This is a genomic window from Nostoc sp., from assembly GCF_036917455.1.
In the GTDB taxonomy this organism is placed as follows: Bacteria; Cyanobacteriota; Cyanobacteriia; order Cyanobacteriales; family Nostocaceae; genus Nostoc.
The window spans coordinates 12,312-31,706 of sequence record NZ_JBALDK010000040.1 but is presented as its reverse complement, the minus strand read 5'-3'; the positions used below and the strand labels follow the sequence as shown (position 1 = coordinate 31,706).

The following is a 19,395-nucleotide window of genomic DNA, read 5'->3' as shown; positions in this document are numbered from 1 at the left end:
ACTTATCATTTTTGTCATTTGTCATTTTGACTTTGTGACTGAGGATAAAAGCATTTTTTGCAAGTGCCGTTGGAGGGCATTTATGCCAAACAGAGCGATCGCTTGTTCTCGCAGCCATTCTCCATTACATCGCTGGTCATCCCCTTGAAGCATTTCTATACAAGCTGCTGCTACAGCATCAGGATTGCGGTGTGGTACTCGCCATCCCAGTTTACCATCCTGTAAGGGGTCTGCCGAGCCATCGTCATCACCGGATAACACAGGCACTCCACAAGCCATTGCTTCTAGATAGACAATGCCAAAGCCTTCTTGTGAAGGCATAATATAGGCATCAGCAAGGCGATAATGTTCCATTAATTCTTCTGTGGCAACGAAACCAGCAAATACGACGCGATCGCTCACACCTAAATATGCAGCTAACTGTGCCAATCGCGGTTGGTCATCACCGCGACCGATTACCAAATATTTCACTTCTGGGAAAACCTGAGCGATTTGTGGTAATGCCCGAATAGTCACATCTACACCCTTGTAAATATCCCCTGACCATAGCCGTGCTACTGTCATTAACACCTTAGAACCAGTGAAACCATATTTTTGAACTAATTCGGGCTGCTTGGAACCAGGAGTAAATTTATCCCCATCAATTGCACAAGGCATCATCTCTACCATTTTGGGGTTTAGACCATTGGCAAGACAAGCGCGATCGCGGCTGTAGCGACTAATTGTCCAAATTCTATCTGCTGATGTCAGGGCGCGACGTTCTTGATTTTTCAGAGGTTCCCAGACTTCTTTGCCATAAGTTAGTACGGTGTAAGGAATCCCCAAGGGTTGACAAAGGGTTTGGATTAATACTGCTAAGTTAATGTGACCGCAGAAAACTTGCTGCGGACGATTTTGCAATAAACACTTAAGTAAAGCTGTTGCCATTTGCAGTCTCCCTAAATGAGGAGACTGATTTTTAAAGTAATGAAATTTTAAGTTCTCGTCTTCAAACAAATTTAATCTATCAGCGCTATCTCGCAGCAAAAAGACTTCTGCCTTGTAAACTTGGCTCAATCCCAGATAGGCGCGGAAAATATCTTTTATATATGATTGGATACCACCCTCGTGGGCAAAAATTTCTAAAAACACGAAGACATGGTTAGTTCTTTGATTAACTTTATCACCTACCTTTAGATTTTCTGTCACTTTAGTGATGTGCATAATATTAGGTTATTTATACTTGGGTTAAGGGTGCGATCGCACCGCTTTTTAACCGCTCTAAATCTGTTTTTACCATTTTTTCTAAAAGTTCTTCAAAGCTGACTTGGGGTTCCCAGCCAAGGTTTATTTTAGCTTTAGTGGGGTTAGCGACTAATTGAAAATGCTCGTCTTGTCGTAATAAGCTGGTATTTAAAACTATATGGTGCGTCCAATCCAATCCGACAGACTCAAAGGCTGTGGCAACTAAATCTCTAACACTGTGAAGTTTTCCAGTGCCAATCACATATTCTTCAGGTTCATCCACTTGCAACATCAGCCACATTGCTTCTACGTAATCTCCAGCGAATCCCCAATCGCGTTTGGCATCTAAATTACCCATTTCTAAGGTGTTAGTTAAACCCAATTTTATCGATGCGGCTGCCAAAGAAACTTTTCGGGTTACAAACTGAGGTGCGCGTAGAGGAGATTCATGGTTATATAAAATCCCACTACAGGCAAATAGTCCATAGCGCTGTCTGTGATGTACCATTGTCCAGTGGGCGTGCATCTTCGCCGCAGCATAGGGATTTTTAGGACGAAAAGGCGTTTCTTCGTCTTGTGGCGAAATAAATACATCGCCAAACATTTCTGAACTGCTGGCTTGATAAAATCTGGTAGATAAACCTACCTTTCGCACTGCTTCTAAAAGTCTGGTAGCCGTACCTGTGATCAAATCTAGGGTTCCCAATGGGTCGTTCCAGGAGTCTGGGACAAAACTGGGAGCCGCCAAATTGTAAATTTCTTGGGGACGCAATTGTTCAACTGCGGTCAACAGTGCTGCATTATCTCTCAAGTCAACCGTAAAAATTTCTACTTGATTTGCTAATGTTCCCAGCTTTGTCAAATTAGGTTGTCGATGGGGAGGTACTAATCCTACAACTCGATAACCACGGTTAAGGAGCAAATGGCTGAGATAGTAGCCATCTTGACCAGTTATTCCTGTAATTAGGGCTGTCTTAGTCATATTTGTCCCCTATTCTCTCTATCTCTTTAAGCACTGAATGGGACTTGTTGGAGAACAAAAATTCAGGCTCTCAACACTGCTGACAAATCTTAACAAGGGATCTAGCGTAACTCGAATGCTATGTTTACTGTATTCACCAATTATTTTTATACAAAAACATGCTTTGAGATTTTACAAAAAAATCATAATTACTAAGCAATTTTACGTAAAAAATATATTACTCCAAGTCAAAGACCATTGAAAAAAAGTATACTCTTATCAATCAAGTAACTACATATTTGAGCATAAACCCCTTCTTCTTATGTTTTTGTTTTTAAGTAAGTGACTCAACTTAACTTTTACTTTTGTGTTTCTACAGAGTATTTGACGATGAGAAGGCAATTTCTTCCATCTGCACCACGTTCGTATACAACACGGTCTGCCAACCGTCGGAGGAGAAACCATCCATAGCCACCTACTTGTAGAGTACCTGGGGCTGGCTCTGCGATCGCATCAGGATCGAAAGGTTTTCCATAATCCCAAATTCTAATCTCTAGTCGGTCAATCCATAGATAAACGTTAATCTCAATGGTTGTTTCTGGGGGTAAGGCATGATGAGCGTGACGAACAGCGTTAGTAAAGCCTTCTGCTAATGCTAAATTGAGCCGATCTAGTTGGGTTTTTGACCAGCCAAGTTGAGACAAATGTTGCAGACAAAATTGCTCGAACCATTCTTGCACCTGGTTTAGGAGACTAAGTTCGCTCTTAACCTTCAGATGGTCTTGCTGCACTATAGTAAACATTAACTGTGACTTAAATATAAATAAACCCAAGTTGCTAGTTATTAAATTTTGCACTATTCGCCAAATTTATCCGATACAGAAAAATTTAAATTCAGATATTTTGTGTACCAAAATACAAAATACCGACGATTTTTGCATTTTGAGGATTGTAACTAGCAACTTATGTTAATTAAGTGAAAAATGTTTATATTTGATGTTGGCTGATGACTTGTTGGTTCAGCCTCTGGTAGAGAAGAGGCTAGGATTCATGAATTCTATATCGTTAAAATTGACACCTGTAGATTTATTTCAAAAGCACATGTGTATACTCTTGAAACTCACAGGTGTCAAAGCACTTTGTGGTGACTAATTAGAATAGTCCCAAGGTCAAAGATTTATCCAATGGCAAAGCAGCACCAATACCTAGCCACAAGGTGACAAGAGTACCAACGAGGAAGACTGTAGTTGCGACTGGACGGCGGAAGGGGTTTTGGAACTTGTTGACATTCTCAATAAAGGGAATGAGAATTAGCCCAACTGGTACCGAACCCATTGCTAACACTCCTAAAAGTTTGTTAGGAAGCGATCGCAAAATTTGAAAGACTGGATACAAGTACCACTCTGGCAAAATTTCCAATGGTGTAGCAAAAGGATTTGCTGGTTCGCCGGTCATCGCGGGATCTAGCACAGCTAGAGCCACAATTGCAGCAAAGGAACCCATGATCACGATTGGAAAGACATAAAGTAAGTCATTAGGCCAAGCGGGTTCACCATAGTAGTTGTGGCCCATGCCTTTAGCGAGTTTTGCTCTTAACTGAGGATCGCTCAGATCGGGTTTTTTGTGTGTTGCCATTTTGAAATATGCTCTCCTGCTTAAGTTAAATTAAAGCATTTGTGAAAGCTATCAGCTACTAGGCAACCCTAGCAGGTGGGAAGGAGCGTTTTGTTGATTTACCGTCAGCCACCTGGAGGGAGTTTACAGCTTTAGGCTTCAGATACAAGTGTTTGTTTGTTGGAACTTATGTGCAATTAAATTTATTGTGTTTCATAAGTTTAGAACAAACAACTCGATCTGAAAACTGACAAATCTTGCCTTTCACTAATAACTGAGATTACAAAGGCCCGGAAATACCTTGCTTGCGGATCATTAAGAAGTGAAACAGCATGAAGACTGCAATCAACCAAGGCAGCACAAAGGTGTGGGCGCTGTAATAACGAGTTAGTGTTGCTTGACCAACACTAGAACCGCCGCGTAGCAGGTCGGAGATCAAAACGCCAACTACGGGAATTGCTTCTGGTACGCCGCTAACGATTTTCACAGCCCAGTAGCCAACTTGATCCCAAGGTAGGGAATAGCCAGTGACTCCAAAGGAAACTGTAATTACAGCTAGGATCACACCGCTAACCCAGGTCAACTCGCGGGGCTTTTTGAAACCACCTGTAAGATAAACCCGGAAAACGTGCAAAATCATCATCAACACCATCATGCTGGCAGACCAGCGATGGATGGAGCGAATTAGCCAACCGAAGTTGACTTCATTCATGATGTACTCCACTGAGGAGAAAGCTTCAGTGACTGTTGGTCTGTAGTAGAACGTCATGGCAAATCCAGTGGCAAACTGGATGAGAAAGCAAACCAGGGTAATTCCACCCAGGCAGTAGAAGATGTTGACGTGGGGAGGGACGTACTTGCTAGTAACGTCTTCAGCGAGTGCCTGAATCTCCAGGCGTTCCTCAAACCAGTCGGAAACGTTGGCCATACAATCTCAAGTTCCTAAAAGTCGGTTGCGGTTGATAAATCCCGAAGTTCTAAATTGGCGGCTAAAATTCTGATGATTCCAAGCCTCGGCATCCTGCGGATTCACCCAAGGGGTTGTCGCAGACTAGAGTAGCAACAGAATTGTCTATGAACTTTTCATCAGCCGCCTCTTATGACTTCTCTCCCAATTAGCAATTTTGGGATTTTAGTAAAGGCGAGTTTTTTCGTTTGCTTATCAGCTTTCAGTGTGCTAAGAGTTTTCAGAAACTTTACACTCTGTAAAGAAGGAATATATTGCGATCTCTTTACGCCCCTGCACACAAAATGGTGGACACAAAGTAGATTTTATCCTTTCATGAGTGGATACAACGCACCAGTTGACTGAACAACTTGATGAGAGAAATGCACCACTTCTATAAAAAAAGTAACATAATCGAGAGATAGATTTCATCAACAACAGGGCAACTGAGCATTTCTAGGCAATTTGGGTTGAGGTGGAATTGATAATGGGGTTCATGAATAAACAAGTCTTTCGGGTTGGATTTTCGTTGTTAATGGCGTTTTGGTTGGCGTTTGGTACGCTTACACAGCCTGCGGTGGCAATGACTAGCCAACAAAAGCTGGTTTCGGAAGTTTGGCGAATTGTTAATCGCACTTATCTAGATGAGACATTTAATCATCAAAACTGGGCGGATGTGCGGCAAAAGGTTCTAGAGAAGCCACTGGCAGACTCAAATGCCAGTTATACGGCAATTGGGAAGATGCTCAAGAGCCTTGACGATCCTTTTACTCGCTTTTTAGACCCGGAACAGTACCGTAGTTTACAGGTCAATACTTCTGGGGAACTGACTGGGGTAGGATTGCAAATTGCCCTGAATCCTGAGACTGGAAAGTTGGAAGTAGTGGCTCCTATAGCGGGTTCACCAGCAGATAAAGCGGGAATTAGACCACGCGATCGCATTCTTAAAATTGAAGGCGTTTCTACAAAAAATCTTACCCTAGATGAAGCTGCAACTAAAATGCGGGGCCCTAGTGGCAGCCTGGTAACTCTCCTCATTGAACGTGACGGAGAGGCAGAAACGGAAATTAGATTAACACGCGATCGCATTGCTCTTAACCCTGTGGTTTCAGAATTGCGTGTTTCCACTGATAAAAAACCTATTGGCTACCTACGCCTCACTCAATTCAATGCCAACGCCTCAACGGAATTGGCACACGCTATTTCTAGTCTAGAAAAAAAAGGGGCTGCTGCCTACATTCTGGATTTACGAAATAATCCTGGGGGGTTATTGCAATCAGGAATTGAAATCGCTCGTTTGTGGTTAGACTCTGGTACTATCGTCTACACAGTAAATCGACAAGGCATTCAAGGTAGTTTTGAAGCCTTGGGCCCAGCCTTGACTAACGATCCTCTGGTGATTTTGGTGAATCAAGGAACTGCCAGTGCTAGTGAAATTCTGGCCGGCGCACTCCAAGATAACGGTCGTGCCCAGTTGGTAGGTGAAACCACTTTTGGCAAGGGTCTAATTCAATCTTTATTTGAATTATCAGATGGTTCTGGCTTGGCAGTCACAATTGCTAAGTATGAAACTCCTCAACACCGGGATATTAACAAACTAGGTATTAAGCCAGATAAAGTGATTTCCCAAGACCCAATTAACCGCGAACAGATTGGCACGGAAGCGGATTTGCAATATCAAGCAGCGGTGGAACTTTTGAAGAAAGACTCGGTTGTGGCAGGAAAGGTTTAAAAGTTAGGAGTTATATCATGTCCGTTTAAGAACTTATTATGAAGACCGCAGTTCTTGCTGGAGGCAGAGAGCAGGGGGAAAAGGGGTTTTCCGATTTTTGCACAGATGTGGGAATCATAACTAATTGACCGGACATGATATTAGGAGTTTCGACAAACCTTTGCCTGCCTTTAACTAAAGTTCAAGCCTATCCCTCTCCGATTTGGAGAGGGAAGGTTTTGCGTAGTCGAACCTCTTAGCTCAACTTTATCAAAAATTAAAAACTCGGTTTTCTTTATCTGGTAAAAATCAAATAGTATTGGTATATATTCCTGACTTTTCACGGAATGTGGAAAAGGTCATTTTGAGCGTTTCTTAAGCCCTGATTTTTCCGTTGAATATTCTCATTAACAAGGGAGCTATTGATAATTAGCCTGTGGAAAAAGCCACGCTTTTTCAGGGCTTGAGGACTTACCGTGAAAAGTCAGGTATATATTCAAGTAGAATTAGTAGATTACTTTTGTTTAATTTTTGATAATTGGGAACTCTAATAGAAACTCAATCCCTTTTCCCAGGGTTGAATTTACAGTAATTGAACCTCCATGTTTTTCTACGATAATTTGTCGCGCGATCGCTAATCCTAATCCTGTCCCTTTACCGACAGATTTTGTAGTAAACAAGTGGTCAGATATCTTTTGAGTTCTGCGAGTGCTTGTTCTAGATTTTGTTTTTGTTGTTTGAGTTCTTCTTGTGTTTGGTGACTAAAATCAAGGAGACGGTTGTATGTTCTAGTTGCTGTAAAGCACTTTCACCACTGGTTGCGATAGCTAAAAAATAGATTACTACAATCTGGCATTAGTGGGATAGGCTCATGTGCTTTAGCTTATTCTCAGATATCTGAAGCTGTTTAATAATTAGAGCTAAAAATTATACCGGGATTTCAATGATAAATTCTGTACCCTCACCCAAAACCGAGTTACAACTTAATTTACCACTGTGAGTTGATTCGACAATTTGCCGTGCGATCGCCAACCCTAAACCCGTCCCTTTACCAACAGCTTTTGTAGTAAATAAATGGTCGAATATTTTATATTTAACTGACTCACTCATCCCCTTACCATCATCAGCAATGACAATTTTAACTAGATTATTTCCCGATGAAGTTGTAATTGTAATACAGTTAGGATTGGCTTTAATTTCCTCAAAATCGCGTCCATCATTAGATTCCTCTAATGCATCAATAGCATTTGCCAGAATATTCATAAAGACCTGATTTAACTGCCCATGAAAACATTCAATTTTAGGTAAGTTACCATAGTTTGTGACAACTGCGATCGCCGGACGTTCTTCGTTAGCTTTCAGACGATGTTTGAGAATGAGAATGGTGCTGTCAATACCTTCGTGAATATTAAACGGCACTTTGTAATCGCGATCGGCACGAGAGAAAGTGCGGAGTGAAGTGCTGATATTTTTCAGCCTGTCGCACGCCATTGTCATGGATTCAAGCATTTTTGGCAAGTCTTCTAAGCTATATTCTAAGTCAATTTCTTCGGCATGTTCGAGAATTTCTTCACTCTTATTAGGTAAACTTTCTTGATAGAGTTTCAAGTGTTCAACAATATCAGCGAAAGTGGGTTGAGCTTGTTTAATACTGGCAGCAATAAAACCTAAAGGATTATTCATTTCGTGAGCGACACCAGCAACTAAGTTACCCAAGGCAGACATTTTCTCACTTTGGATCATTTGTAATTGGGCTTGTTGCAGGTTTTGTAAAGCAGTTTCTAACTCTTGAGCTTTTTGTTGAAGTTGGAATTGAGCAACTTTCTGTTCGGTAATATCATCTGCTAAGGAAGTAACTCCAATTAACTCACCATCCGAACTGACAAGCGGATTATTATACCAAGCACAAATAATAATTTTCCCATCCTTAGTTACATTTTCATTAATACTGTAATTGCCACCATCCTGCGATATAATTTCGACACTGACTCGCTCCATTTCTGCTTGAATATTTTGAGGAATGATGAATTTGAATTCACGACCGAAAGCCTCTTGTTTGCTGTAGCCAAAGATTCTTTCTGCTGCTGGATTCCAGTCAGTAACTTGATAATTTGTATCCCACTCTATTACTGCCAGTGGAGTTTGTTGAACTAATAGCTGGAGTCTCTGTTGGGATGCTCGCAGTTGTTCTTCTGCTTGTTTACTTTCGCTAATATCCAACAAGAATCCATCCCAAACTACAGTTTCATCGGCTTTTTGTTCTATTCGGGCTAGGGAGTGAATCCATTTAATAATCCCAGATGGTGTAATAATTCGCCCTGACCACTCAAAAGGGGTTAGGGTTTGCATTGAGTTAGTAATAGACTGCTGGTAAGTTGCGGCATCATCTGGATGTATTGTTTTCAAGAGCAACTGCGCATTAGCGATCGCTTGTTCTGCTGTAATTTCGTATAATTGATAACATTGTCTACTTATGTAGTTTAGAGACATTGTACCATCAGCAGCTATCTGATACTGATAAACAATGCCAGGAACATTATCTACAAGTTTCTCAAACCGAGAGTTACTCACACTCAATTCGGCAAACGATCGCTCTAACTGTTGGGCATATTCTAAGGAACGCTCATAAAGTCGGGCATTTTCTAGGGAAATAGCGGCTTGGGCGCAAAGTAAATTTAGCAGTTCGATGCGATCGCTGGTGAACGCTCCCGTTACTAAATTATTTTCTAGATATAAAATACCCATCAACTTGCCTTGATGCAAAATCGGACTACACAAGATACTCTTGGGCTGTTGACGAACAATATACTGGTCATTAGCTAAGGTTGGATCTGTTGTGGCATCCGCTAGAACAACAGTCTGTTTGTTGTGCTTGACTTTGTAAATTAGCTTCAGAGGAATTTCCTGGCTGTCTTCAACCGGAAGGCGCTGCAACACGACTGGTTGTGTTCCTTCAGTAATCGACCCTTTAATTAGCAAGCGATCGTCTCGCAACAGCATTAATACACACTTATCGGCTCCTGCATTTTCGATGACGATAGAAAGTAACGATGAAAGCAGTTTTTCGAGTTCGATTTCACTGGAGATAGTGTGAGAAGCTTTGAAAATGGCAGCTAGATCAAGGTTGTCTGAAACACTGGTATTAGATATGGCCAAATTGCTTAATGTGACAGTCCCCAAGGTGAAGATGGTTTCGTTAATGGAAAGGGGAGAACGGGTTTGCTGTAATATGGGGGCAAGCAGTTGGGGATAGTGTCTTTCCAAGTCGGTGACTTTAGCTTTTGCACCCCAGCGAGCATAGGCATAGTAGGCTTGAGTAATATACTCCTGAGCAATCCGATCCTTACCCCATTCCAGGTAAAACTTGGCTGCTAGTTCGTTGGCGAGTGCTTCAATTTGGGTAAAGTGATTTTCTTTGGCTGCGGTAATGGCGCGATCGTAACAGGCGATCGCATCTGCGTAGTTACCAGAAACTCTTGCCATTTCAGCCGCCAGCAACAGCGATTGATGCAAAAAGTTCTCTGGACAAGTCTGTGTCCAGGTTTCTAGCAGCTGTCGGTGCTGCTGCATTACATCCCAGTAGTGCTGTTGATTTTCTGGGGTTGCTTGTGGATAAAGCGCGGCTAAACTAAGCGGGTAATAGAAGTGGAATAGAATTATGGGAAACAGACCAAGATTAGAAGCCAGCGTTTTTTCAGCAATAGCAGCGACTTCCAGGGCATCGGCATAGCGACCATACAAATACAATAGCTGGAGTTTCAAGAAGCAATACCAATTGATCCCAGCTTCAAAATTATTCTTTTGCCAAGTATCAAGGCAGAGAATCTGGCGATCGCCGCGATCTACCAGTAAATCGGGTTCAGCCAACAAACCTTGCAGGTGTAAAAGAAATTGCTGCTGTAGGTTAAATGTATGCGTCATATTTACGTTATTTACTTGTTGCACATAGCTCAAGTATTTATCGGTTTCGCCATACACCTCTGATAGGCAATCGCCCTTTAACAGCATCGTCCAAATGAGACATATTACTGCCCAGATGCCAAACCCAATGTCACCTGTTTCATAACTGGTCTGAAAAGATTGTTGGTAAACTGCTATGTTTTCAACCAGTGGTCTATTGTAAGGATTGATTGTATGACCAAAAACGTTATTGGTTTTGGGAATAAACTTGGCGCTATTGAATTGGCGATCGAGCTTTCGTCCCAACGTAGCGAACTCATAAGCACTTCGATAGTCTCCCTGAATCGTGAGCATCATCCCATACAAACAATAAGCGCAACCCGAACTTTCGGCATTGCCATCGGTTAATGAAGTATGAACCATTAAGAGGATGCTTAGAATTGTCAACGCTTGATTGCCACCGACATAAGCAGCTCCCCAGAGATCGGGGAGAATTGACATACATACCTTCTTCGCCGGATCGTTCATCGCAGGTAGGTCAGATAAATCTGCGACTTGTACAGTTGCCAATTTGATGTGGATCTCCTTGAGTATGCTTTCAATCAGCGCTTGCTGACCTTCGTCGGTTGCCGGAATGCTCATACCCATAACACTCAAGCCACTCAGTGCAGCTTCATAAGCGGCGAGTAGATTCTCTCCCTGATTGGATCGCAAGGCTAGTTGCAGGCCATAAATCTCTGCTAGATCGAATTTATTCTCGACGTATTCTAATGCCCGATGGAAGAGTCGTTCTGCCTCGTCAAAGCGTCCTGTGATGTATTCGCACTCTGCACATTCTCGATAAAGCTTAAATGTCAGGTCGTAGGCAGTTTGCCAACTATCTTCGGGAAGCATTTCCATTGCGATCGCACAGTATTTAATGGCTGCCTTATAAGCTGTGGAAACTTTTGCTTTCTTACCAGCAATCAGATTCAACTGCGCTAACTCATAGCGATCGCCGATTTGTTCTACCAGAGCAATTCCATTGTTCAACTGATTAACAATATCAAAAACATTCAGTTCTAAAGCTTCAGGTGCAGTATTTTGCAACAGCAATTGCCCAATTTTGAGATGAGTCGCTTGCTTTTGGTCGTCAGGAATTAGAGAGTAAGCAGCTTGCTGGACGCGATCGTGCAGGAAACGATAGGTCGGATTAACTGTCTCCCCTTGGGACTTTTGGGCATCCTGAAAAAACTTATAAATCTGACTCGTGGGTAAAATCAAGCCTTCCTGCAAAGCTTTCCACAATGCTGTGGCTGCATCGGTTGGCGATCGTTCTGAAACGATCGCCAATGTTTCCAGATCGAACTGTGCCCCCACACAAGCAGCCAGCTTCAGCATCTCTTGAGTGGTTTGTGGCAACTTTTGTAATTGCTGCGCCATGAATTCAACCACATCATCAGTAAGCGAGAGCAATTTCACCGACACTATATCGCATTGCCAGTGTCCAACTTGCAGGTTATATGCAATGTAGTTCTCCTGATGTAAAGCTCTGAGAAATTGGGTAGCAAAGAAGGGATTGCCTTTAGTTTTTTGATAAACTAACTCTGCCAGGGGTTGTGCTATAACTGTGGAACAACTGAGGGTGTCGGCAACTAAACAATCGATCTGAGATTGATTTAACGGGGTGAGGGTAAGGGTACTGATAGTTGCTAAGGCTTTTTTCATCTCCTCCAGTGTCAGCATTAGCGGATGGGCAAGAAAGACTTCGTTATCTCGGTATGCCCCGATTGTTAGGAGGGAATCCACTTCGTTTTGACTCATCAACACTTGCATTAAACTTAGTGAAGCTGAATCTGCCCACTGCAAGTCATCGAGGAACATCACTAACGGATGTTCTAGTGTAGCGAAGGCAGCAATGAATTTCACAAATACCAAGTTGAAGCGGTTCTGGGCGGCACTACCATTGAGTTCTGGGGCTGCTGGTTGTTTGCCGATAATCTGCTCTAGTTCGGGAATAACTTCAATTAGGACTTGCCCATTTTCACCTAAAGCACAGAGGATTTTGTCTTTCCACTGCGCCAGTTGCTCATCAGTTTCGCTTAACAATTGTTCCATTAAATCTCGGAATGCCTGTACAAAGGCACTCAACGGGATATTGCGGTTAAACTGGTCAAATTTGCCTTTGATAAAGTAGCCGCGTTGTCTGACAATCGGCTTATGCACTTCGTTGACAATAGCAGTTTTACCAATCCCCGAAAACCCAGCAACTAGCATCATTTCTGTTGCGCCAAGGCTGACTCGCTCAAATGCTTGCAGTAGAGTTGAGACTTCGGTTTCTCTGCCATAAAGTTTATCGGGAATGATGAAGCGATCGCACACATCCCTTTGTGCAATTTTAAAATTATTAATTATACCATCAACTTGTAGCTGACGTAAACATTTTTCTAAATCAAATTTCAATCCCAAAGCACTCTGATATCTATCTTCAGCATTTTTTGCCATCAATTTACTAACAATCTCTGAGATTACAGACGGGATTTGTGGGTTAATTTCATGTACTAAAGACGCTGGTTTTGCAATATGAGAATGTACCAACTCCATCGGATCGTTTGATTGAAATGGCAAAACTCCAGTCAGTAATTCGTAGAATGTCACACCCAATGAATAAAAATCTGTGCGGTAGTCAATCCCGCGATTCATTCTTCCTGTTTGTTCTGGGGAAATAAAAGCTAGTGTCCCTTCTAAGACATTAGGATTGATTAATGTTTGCGTTTCTCGTGGTAGTAAAGATGCAATACTAAAGTCGATTAATTTAACTTGTTTGGTTTCTGTATTAATTAAAATATTGGCGGGTTTGATATCTTTATGAATAATCCGCTCACGATACAATATATCTAAGGCATTGCAGAGTGCGATCGCTATCTCCAAAAACTCGATCGGAGATTCTACGCTTCCCCCCATTCTCCACTCTTTGAGAGAAATTCCCCCAAAGTCTTCCATCACTAGCGCATAGCCATTTTGATAAGGTTCTAGACTGTAGGTTGCGACGATCAAAGGTGAGTTGAGATTTTGGGCGATCGTGTATTGATTACGAAACGACAAGAGTTCGCTGAAACTGGGATAAGAGTTTTTCAGCAGTTTAATCACTATCGGTAATGAGTCAGTCTCTCGAACCCCTCGATAAACCAGAGTTCTAGAACCATTGTAGAGTTCTTCACTAATGCGATATCCGGGAATATTTATAAAGATACTCACCATGTTGCTAAATCTGTGAAACTTCCAGATTTAGTATTCCCAAAAAAAATCCCCGACTTCACGAAAGTTGTCAAGGAGCTGAGGACTAAACTATACCGGAATTTCAATGATAAATTCTGTACCCTCTCCTGGTGCAGAAATGCAACTTAAATTACCCCCATGTTTTTCTACCACAATCGAATAGCTAGTTGATAATCCTAAACCTGTACCGCTACCTACTGGTTTCGTCGTAAAAAATGGATTAAATATCTTATTCTGCACTGACTTGCTCATCCCTATACCGTTGTCTACAATGCGGATAACTACCTTTTTTACTTCTGTAAATTCAGTCTGAATTATAATAGTTGGTTGCCGATTTATATCTAATTCTTCTAAAGCATCAATAGCGTTGTTGATAATATTCATAAATACTTGATTCAGAGCAGAGGCATAACAATTAACTAAAGGGAGTTGACCATATCTTTCAATAACTGCAATTTCTGGATGTTTACTGTTACTCTGAAGTCGATGCTGCAAAATTAACAGCGTACTATCAATGCCAGAGTGAATGTCTACTGATTTTATTTCTGATTCATCCAAACGGGAAAAATTCCGCAGTGACAGCACAATTTTACGGATGCGGTCTGCTCCTACTTTCATTGAGGACAGGAGCTTTGGTAAATCATTAGATATAAATTCTAGCTCAATATCGACAATTTTTTCGGCAATTTTTGGCAATGGTTGCGGATAAAGTTCTTGATATAAATTATTTAATTCAATTAAAGATGCCACATATTCACTTGCTGGTTGTAAGTTGCCATAGATGAAATTAATCGGATTATTAATTTCATGAGCAATACCAGCAACTAACTGTCCTAAACCTGACATTTTTTCGGCTTGAATTAGTTGGGATTGAGTCGAGTAAAGTTTCTCCAGTGTTGATTCTAGCTGAGTTGCTTTTTCTGTGATTTCCTGGGTGCGCTTTTGTACTTTTTGCTCTAGAGTATGGGAATAATCCTCCAATTTGTGGTATAAAAGTGAGTTTTCTAGAGAAATTGCTGCTTGAGTAGTGAGGAAATTGAGAACTTGTAAGCGATCGCTCGTAAATGCCCCCGTCACTAAGTTATTTTCTAAATATAAAATGCCCATCAACTTACCTTGATGCAAAATCGGGCTACACAAGATACTATACGGTTGCTGACGAATAATATAGGGGTCATTGGCTAAGGTCGGATCGGCACTTGCATCAATTAACACAGTGGTCTGCCTGTTGTGCAAGACTTTGTAAATCAACTTCAGGGGAATATCCTGGCTATCTTCAACGGGAAGGCTCTGCAACACCACTGGCTCTGTCCCTAAGGTAATTAACCCTTCGATCAATAGGCGCTTGTCTTGCAAGAGCATTAACACGCATTTATCAGCCCCCGCATTTTCAATGACGATCGCCAGCAATACTGAGAGCAATTTTTCAAGTTCGATTTCCCCTGACAGAGTTTGAGAAGCTTTGAGAATGGCAGCTAAATCTAAAGCAACAGAGACATTGCTGCTGGAAGTGGGGGAACTAGTGGATGTGACATTCCCCAGTGCCAAGATAGTTTCATTAATTGACACGGGAGAACGGGTTTGCTGAAGAATGGGAGCAAGCAGTTGGGGATAGCGTCTTTCTAAGTCAGCAACTTTGGCTTTCGCACCCCAACGAATATAGCTGTAGTAGGCTTCAATCATGTATTCCCCAGCGATACGTTGTTTGCCCCAGTCAAGGTAAAATTTTGCCGCTAGTTCATTGGCTAAGGCTTCTTCATTAATAAACTGATGTGTTTTAGCCAAAGCAATGGCTTGGTCATAATACTCACTAGCTACGGCTTTTTCACCCAACACTCGATACCGTTCAGCCTCCACCAGATACCATTTATGCAAGTGATTCATCGGGGCATTTTCTGCCCATTGATGCAGAATTGTTTGGTGAGTTTGCGCCTCAAGAAGAGTTTCGGCTTGCTCTGCTTCTGTCTGGGCAAAGAAAAGTGCTAGATATGTGAGGGCAGCATAAAAATGGAAAACGGGAATATGTACCGCCCCTGCTGCTGCCATAAAATAGGGTTTGATTCCGGTGATATACTCAAGGGCAGCGCGATCGTTGCCCCAGAGAGCAGCAAGCATCAGCTTGTAGGTATAGGCGTAGGCGATCGCGGTGAAATCGTTATCCTCCTGGTGCTTTGGCAGCATAATTGTTTCATCGTAGGCATTGCCCATTAAGCGATGGGGTTGCCCCGGATTTCTCACAAGATCGAGGGAAGAGGCAGAGGGGAAAGAACTTGGTATTTGAACTCTCCCCTGCTCCCCTGCTCCCCTGCTCCCCTGCTCCTCTGCTCCTCTGCTCCCCTGCTCCTCTGCACAAGCGCGGGCTTTGAGAGATGTGGTGATAAATCCGGGTTGGCTCTCTGTTTCTCTCAAATTCTCCACCACTTGCCGCACTATATCCAATAAGATACACGCCGCATTTTGTTTCGCCTGAGTCAGAACCACACTATAAGGAGCTAATTCGGCTGACAACGTATTTAAATTTACACCAGCGAACAGCGCTGTATAGGCGTAACCTTGTATGCTGTAGCCAGCGTACAGAAAAGTGCCTGTTTCCATACCATTGGTGTAGCTATCTTTCATTGTCAATAGCGTTGCCAAAAGCGATTGCTGGCGATGTTGGATGAAACCCCCAAAGAAGCTTAAAGGGAGACATATATTCCGCTCGTTAAATTTTTCTAGCAACGAGAGAGCTAAAATACCAAACTTGTAACCAGTTTCAACTTCGCTCAAAAAAGCACATAGCACCATGCCGTGAATCGCATATCCTACCGTCGAAGCGGGGGTATTGCCAAACTGGAGCGACAACCGCACCATTGTTGCGCTCAACAGGGGCATTAAACCCGGATTTCCCAGTAACACTGGTGCAAACAATATTCCTAATAATTGCATTGCGGCGATCGCCCTGCGATCGCTCATCACGGGTAAGTCAATCAGTTCAGGAATTTCTCTGCCTTGGAGTTGCTCTTTTAGGTATTCCAAGGCTTTGTCGATTTCGGCTGACTCTGGCGCATTTGGTAAATCTACCCCTAATTGACTGAGGACATCTGCGCCGACGGCGATCGCCCCTAATATTTGGCTCTGAGCCGTTAGTGCCACAATTTTAATTTCGTAGATTTTCACTTTGTCAAAAATGGTCTGGGCGTTCTGCAAAACCACTCCAGCCATCTCTTCCATGCTCTCAAAGTCACTATTTAAATAGCTAGCTTCGGTTACTGCCAAATGGAGGTTTAAGGCTAATTCGTACTGTGTTTGCCAGCAGTCGGGCTGGAGTAAGGCGATCCCAGTTTGGAAATACACTTTAGCGGCGGTGTATGCAGTAGCATTTTTGGCTTTACTACCGGCTTTGAAGTTGAGTTGAGCTAGAGCTTGGCGATCGCTTGCTTGACTAATTAACTCAATTCCTAAATTCAAATGCCCAACCAGATCGAAGAGTTTTTCTTCAATCTCTAACTCAGACAAGTTTTCTCTCAGTAATTGTCCAATTTTTAGATGAGTTGCTGCTTTTTGCTCATTGGAAATCAAGAAATAAGCTGCTTGCTGTACTCTGTCATGTAAAAATCTATATGAAGCTGTCCTTTGTCTTTTGTCATTTGTCGTTTGGTTGTCATTTTCTAATGACCAATGATTAATGACCAATGACGAATTTTGATAAAATTTATAAACATCACTAATCGGTAAAATCAACCCTTCTTGCAATGCTGTCCACAAAGTATCTGCCGTATTAACTTGGCATTGTTCCGAAACAATTGCCAAAGTTGCTAAATCAAACTGGTTGCCAATACAAGATGCTAACTTGAGGATATTTTGGGTTGCTAATGGTAACTTTTCTAACTGCAACGCCATAAATTCAACGATATCATCTGTAACTGCCTGTTGATGAACTTGGGAAATATCACATTGCCATCCTTCCGTAGCCCTGCCTTGGCAAGGGGGGGTAAACTTAATCAGTTGCTCTTGATGTAATGCCTTCAAAAACTGGATAGAAAAAAACGGATTTCCTTGAGTTTTTTTAAACACTAATCGAGAAAGAGGTGATGCCAAATCCTGAGAACATTTAAGTGTATCAGCAACTAATTGATTGACTGTTTTTTGATTCAGTGGTGCTAAGGTAATTGTATTAATTGTTGTTTGGTTTTTTTCAATCTCATTCAAAGTCAATATTAATGGATGTACTGGGTTGACCTCGTTATCACGGTACGCACCAATTAACAAAAGATGACCTGTATCAGCCATTAAAAGCTGCATTAACTTCAGGGATGCCGAATCTGCCCATTGCAAATCATCTAAAAATATTACTAAGGGATGTTCAGCAGTGGTAAAGATTTGGGTAAATTTTTGAAATAATAAATTAAATCTATTTTCTGCCGCCGTTCCTGATAATTCTATGGCGGGTGGTTGTTCACCAATAATTCTTGATAATTCGGGGATAACTTCAATAATTACTTGTCCATTTTCACCAACTGCTGATAATATTTCGTTTCTCCATTGCTGAATTTGTGCATCGCTTTCGCTTAACAGTTGCCCCATTAAATCTCGGAATGCTTGCACAAATGCACTAAAGGGAATATTGCGTTGAAATTGGTCATATTTCCCTTTGATAAAATAACCGCGTTGTAGCACAATCGGTTTATGAACTTCGTTGACAATCGCTGTTTTACCAATCCCCGAAAAACCTGCTACCAGAATCATTTCGACTCCCCTATGTCCCCCATTAGCAAGGTGGGATTGAGGAGGGTTAGCAACTCGCTCAAATGCTTGGAGTAGGTTTTCGACTTCGGTTTCTCTTCCATAGAGTTTGTCTGGGATGATGAAGCGATCGCACACATCCCGTTCTCCAATTTCAAAACCGCTTATTCTACCATCAACTTGTAGCTGATGTAAACAATTTTCTAAATCAAATCTCAGCCCTAATGCACTCTGATAGCGATCTTTAGCATTCTTCGCCATCAATTTGCTGACAATTTTTGAGATCGCAGATGGAATTTCTAAATTAGTTTCAGATACTAATGGTGCAATTTTTGCAATGTGACAATGCACTAACTCCATTGGATCGTTTGATTGAAATGGCAAAACTCCAGTCAGTAATTCGTAGAAAGTTATACCCAAAGAATAGAAATCAGTCCGGTAGTCAATTCCTCGATTCATTCTGCCTGTTTGTTCGGGAGAAATATAAGCTAGTGTCCCTTCTAGCACATTGGGATTGACGAGAGTTTGCGTTTCTCGTGGTAGTAAAGATGCAATACTAAAGTCAATTAATTTAACTTGTTTGCTTTCTGGGTTAATTAAAATATTGGCGGGTTTAATATCTTTATGAATAACCTGTTCGCGGTAAAGTATATCTAAGGCATTGCAGAGTGCGATCGCTATTTCTAAAAACTCCTGTAGAGATTGTCCCCTTCCCTTGATTCCCCATTCCTTGAGGGAAATTCCCCCAAAGTCTTCCATCACCAGCGCATAGCCATTTTGATAGGCTTGGAGACTATAGGTTTGGACGATTAGCGGTGAGTTGAGATTTTTAGCTATGGTGTACTGATTGCGAAATGACAAAAGTTCGCTGAAACTCGGATAAGGATTTTTCAGCAATTTGATGACTACAGGTAATGAGTCACTGTCTCGATAGCCTCGATAAACTATGGTTCTGGAACCATTGTAGAGTTCTTCGCTAACCTTGTATCCAGGAATATTCGTACTAACCATAATGCTAAATCTTTAAGGCTTCCAGATTTAGTATTCCCAGATGCC

At 41.8% G+C, this 19,395-nt stretch carries 8 protein-coding genes and 1 pseudogene; 1 reads left to right on the top strand and 8 read right to left on the bottom strand.

The genetic code is table 11. The annotated features are described in order from the left end of the window. Positions 1-21 precede the first annotated feature (21 nt). The 5 genes from V7K42_RS04145 to petB form a co-directional block, all read right to left on the bottom strand. Positions 22-1,203 carry a glycosyltransferase family 4 protein gene (locus V7K42_RS04145; RefSeq protein ID WP_334913803.1) on the bottom strand — a complete coding sequence of 394 codons (1,182 nt, stop codon included), beginning with the start codon at positions 1,201-1,203 and terminating at the stop codon, positions 22-24. 13 nt (positions 1,204-1,216) lie between these two features. Beyond that, positions 1,217-2,206, bottom strand: a complete 990-nt coding sequence (locus tag V7K42_RS04140; RefSeq protein WP_334913801.1) for a GDP-mannose 4,6-dehydratase — start codon at positions 2,204-2,206, stop codon at positions 1,217-1,219. A 338-nt stretch (positions 2,207-2,544) separates the two neighbouring features. After that, on the bottom strand, positions 2,545-2,988 hold the full coding sequence (locus V7K42_RS04135) for an ATP-binding protein (RefSeq protein ID WP_334714769.1): 444 nt from the start codon (positions 2,986-2,988) through the stop codon (positions 2,545-2,547). Between the two features lie 349 nt (positions 2,989-3,337). Then, positions 3,338-3,820, bottom strand: a complete 483-nt coding sequence (gene petD, locus V7K42_RS04130; protein WP_334913799.1) for a cytochrome b6-f complex subunit IV — start codon at positions 3,818-3,820, stop codon at positions 3,338-3,340. A gap of 259 nt (positions 3,821-4,079) precedes the next feature. Further along, the gene (gene petB / locus V7K42_RS04125) at positions 4,080-4,727 is read right to left on the bottom strand and encodes a cytochrome b6 (protein WP_322643226.1); all 648 of its coding nucleotides are present in this window, start codon (positions 4,725-4,727) and stop codon (positions 4,080-4,082) included. A gap of 505 nt (positions 4,728-5,232) precedes the next feature. Here petB and ctpA point away from each other — a divergent pair. Beyond that, complete coding sequence (gene ctpA / locus V7K42_RS04120) at positions 5,233-6,477, top strand: carboxyl-terminal processing protease CtpA (protein WP_334913796.1); 1,245 nt, start codon at positions 5,233-5,235, stop codon at positions 6,475-6,477. Between the two features lie 503 nt (positions 6,478-6,980). Here the strand turns inward: ctpA and V7K42_RS04115 are convergent. From V7K42_RS04115 to V7K42_RS04105, 3 genes and pseudogenes are all read right to left on the bottom strand, one after another. Further along, positions 6,981-7,154, bottom strand: a pseudogene (locus V7K42_RS04115) (ATP-binding protein); the annotation flags it as partial. 229 nt (positions 7,155-7,383) lie between these two features. Continuing rightward, positions 7,384-13,596, bottom strand: a complete 6,213-nt coding sequence (locus V7K42_RS04110; protein WP_334913794.1) for an ATP-binding sensor histidine kinase — start codon at positions 13,594-13,596, stop codon at positions 7,384-7,386. A gap of 87 nt (positions 13,597-13,683) precedes the next feature. Beyond that, positions 13,684-19,350: a trifunctional serine/threonine-protein kinase/ATP-binding protein/sensor histidine kinase gene (locus V7K42_RS04105; protein WP_334913792.1), complete on the bottom strand. Its 5,667-nt coding sequence runs from the start codon at positions 19,348-19,350 to the stop codon at positions 13,684-13,686. Positions 19,351-19,395 lie beyond the last annotated feature (45 nt).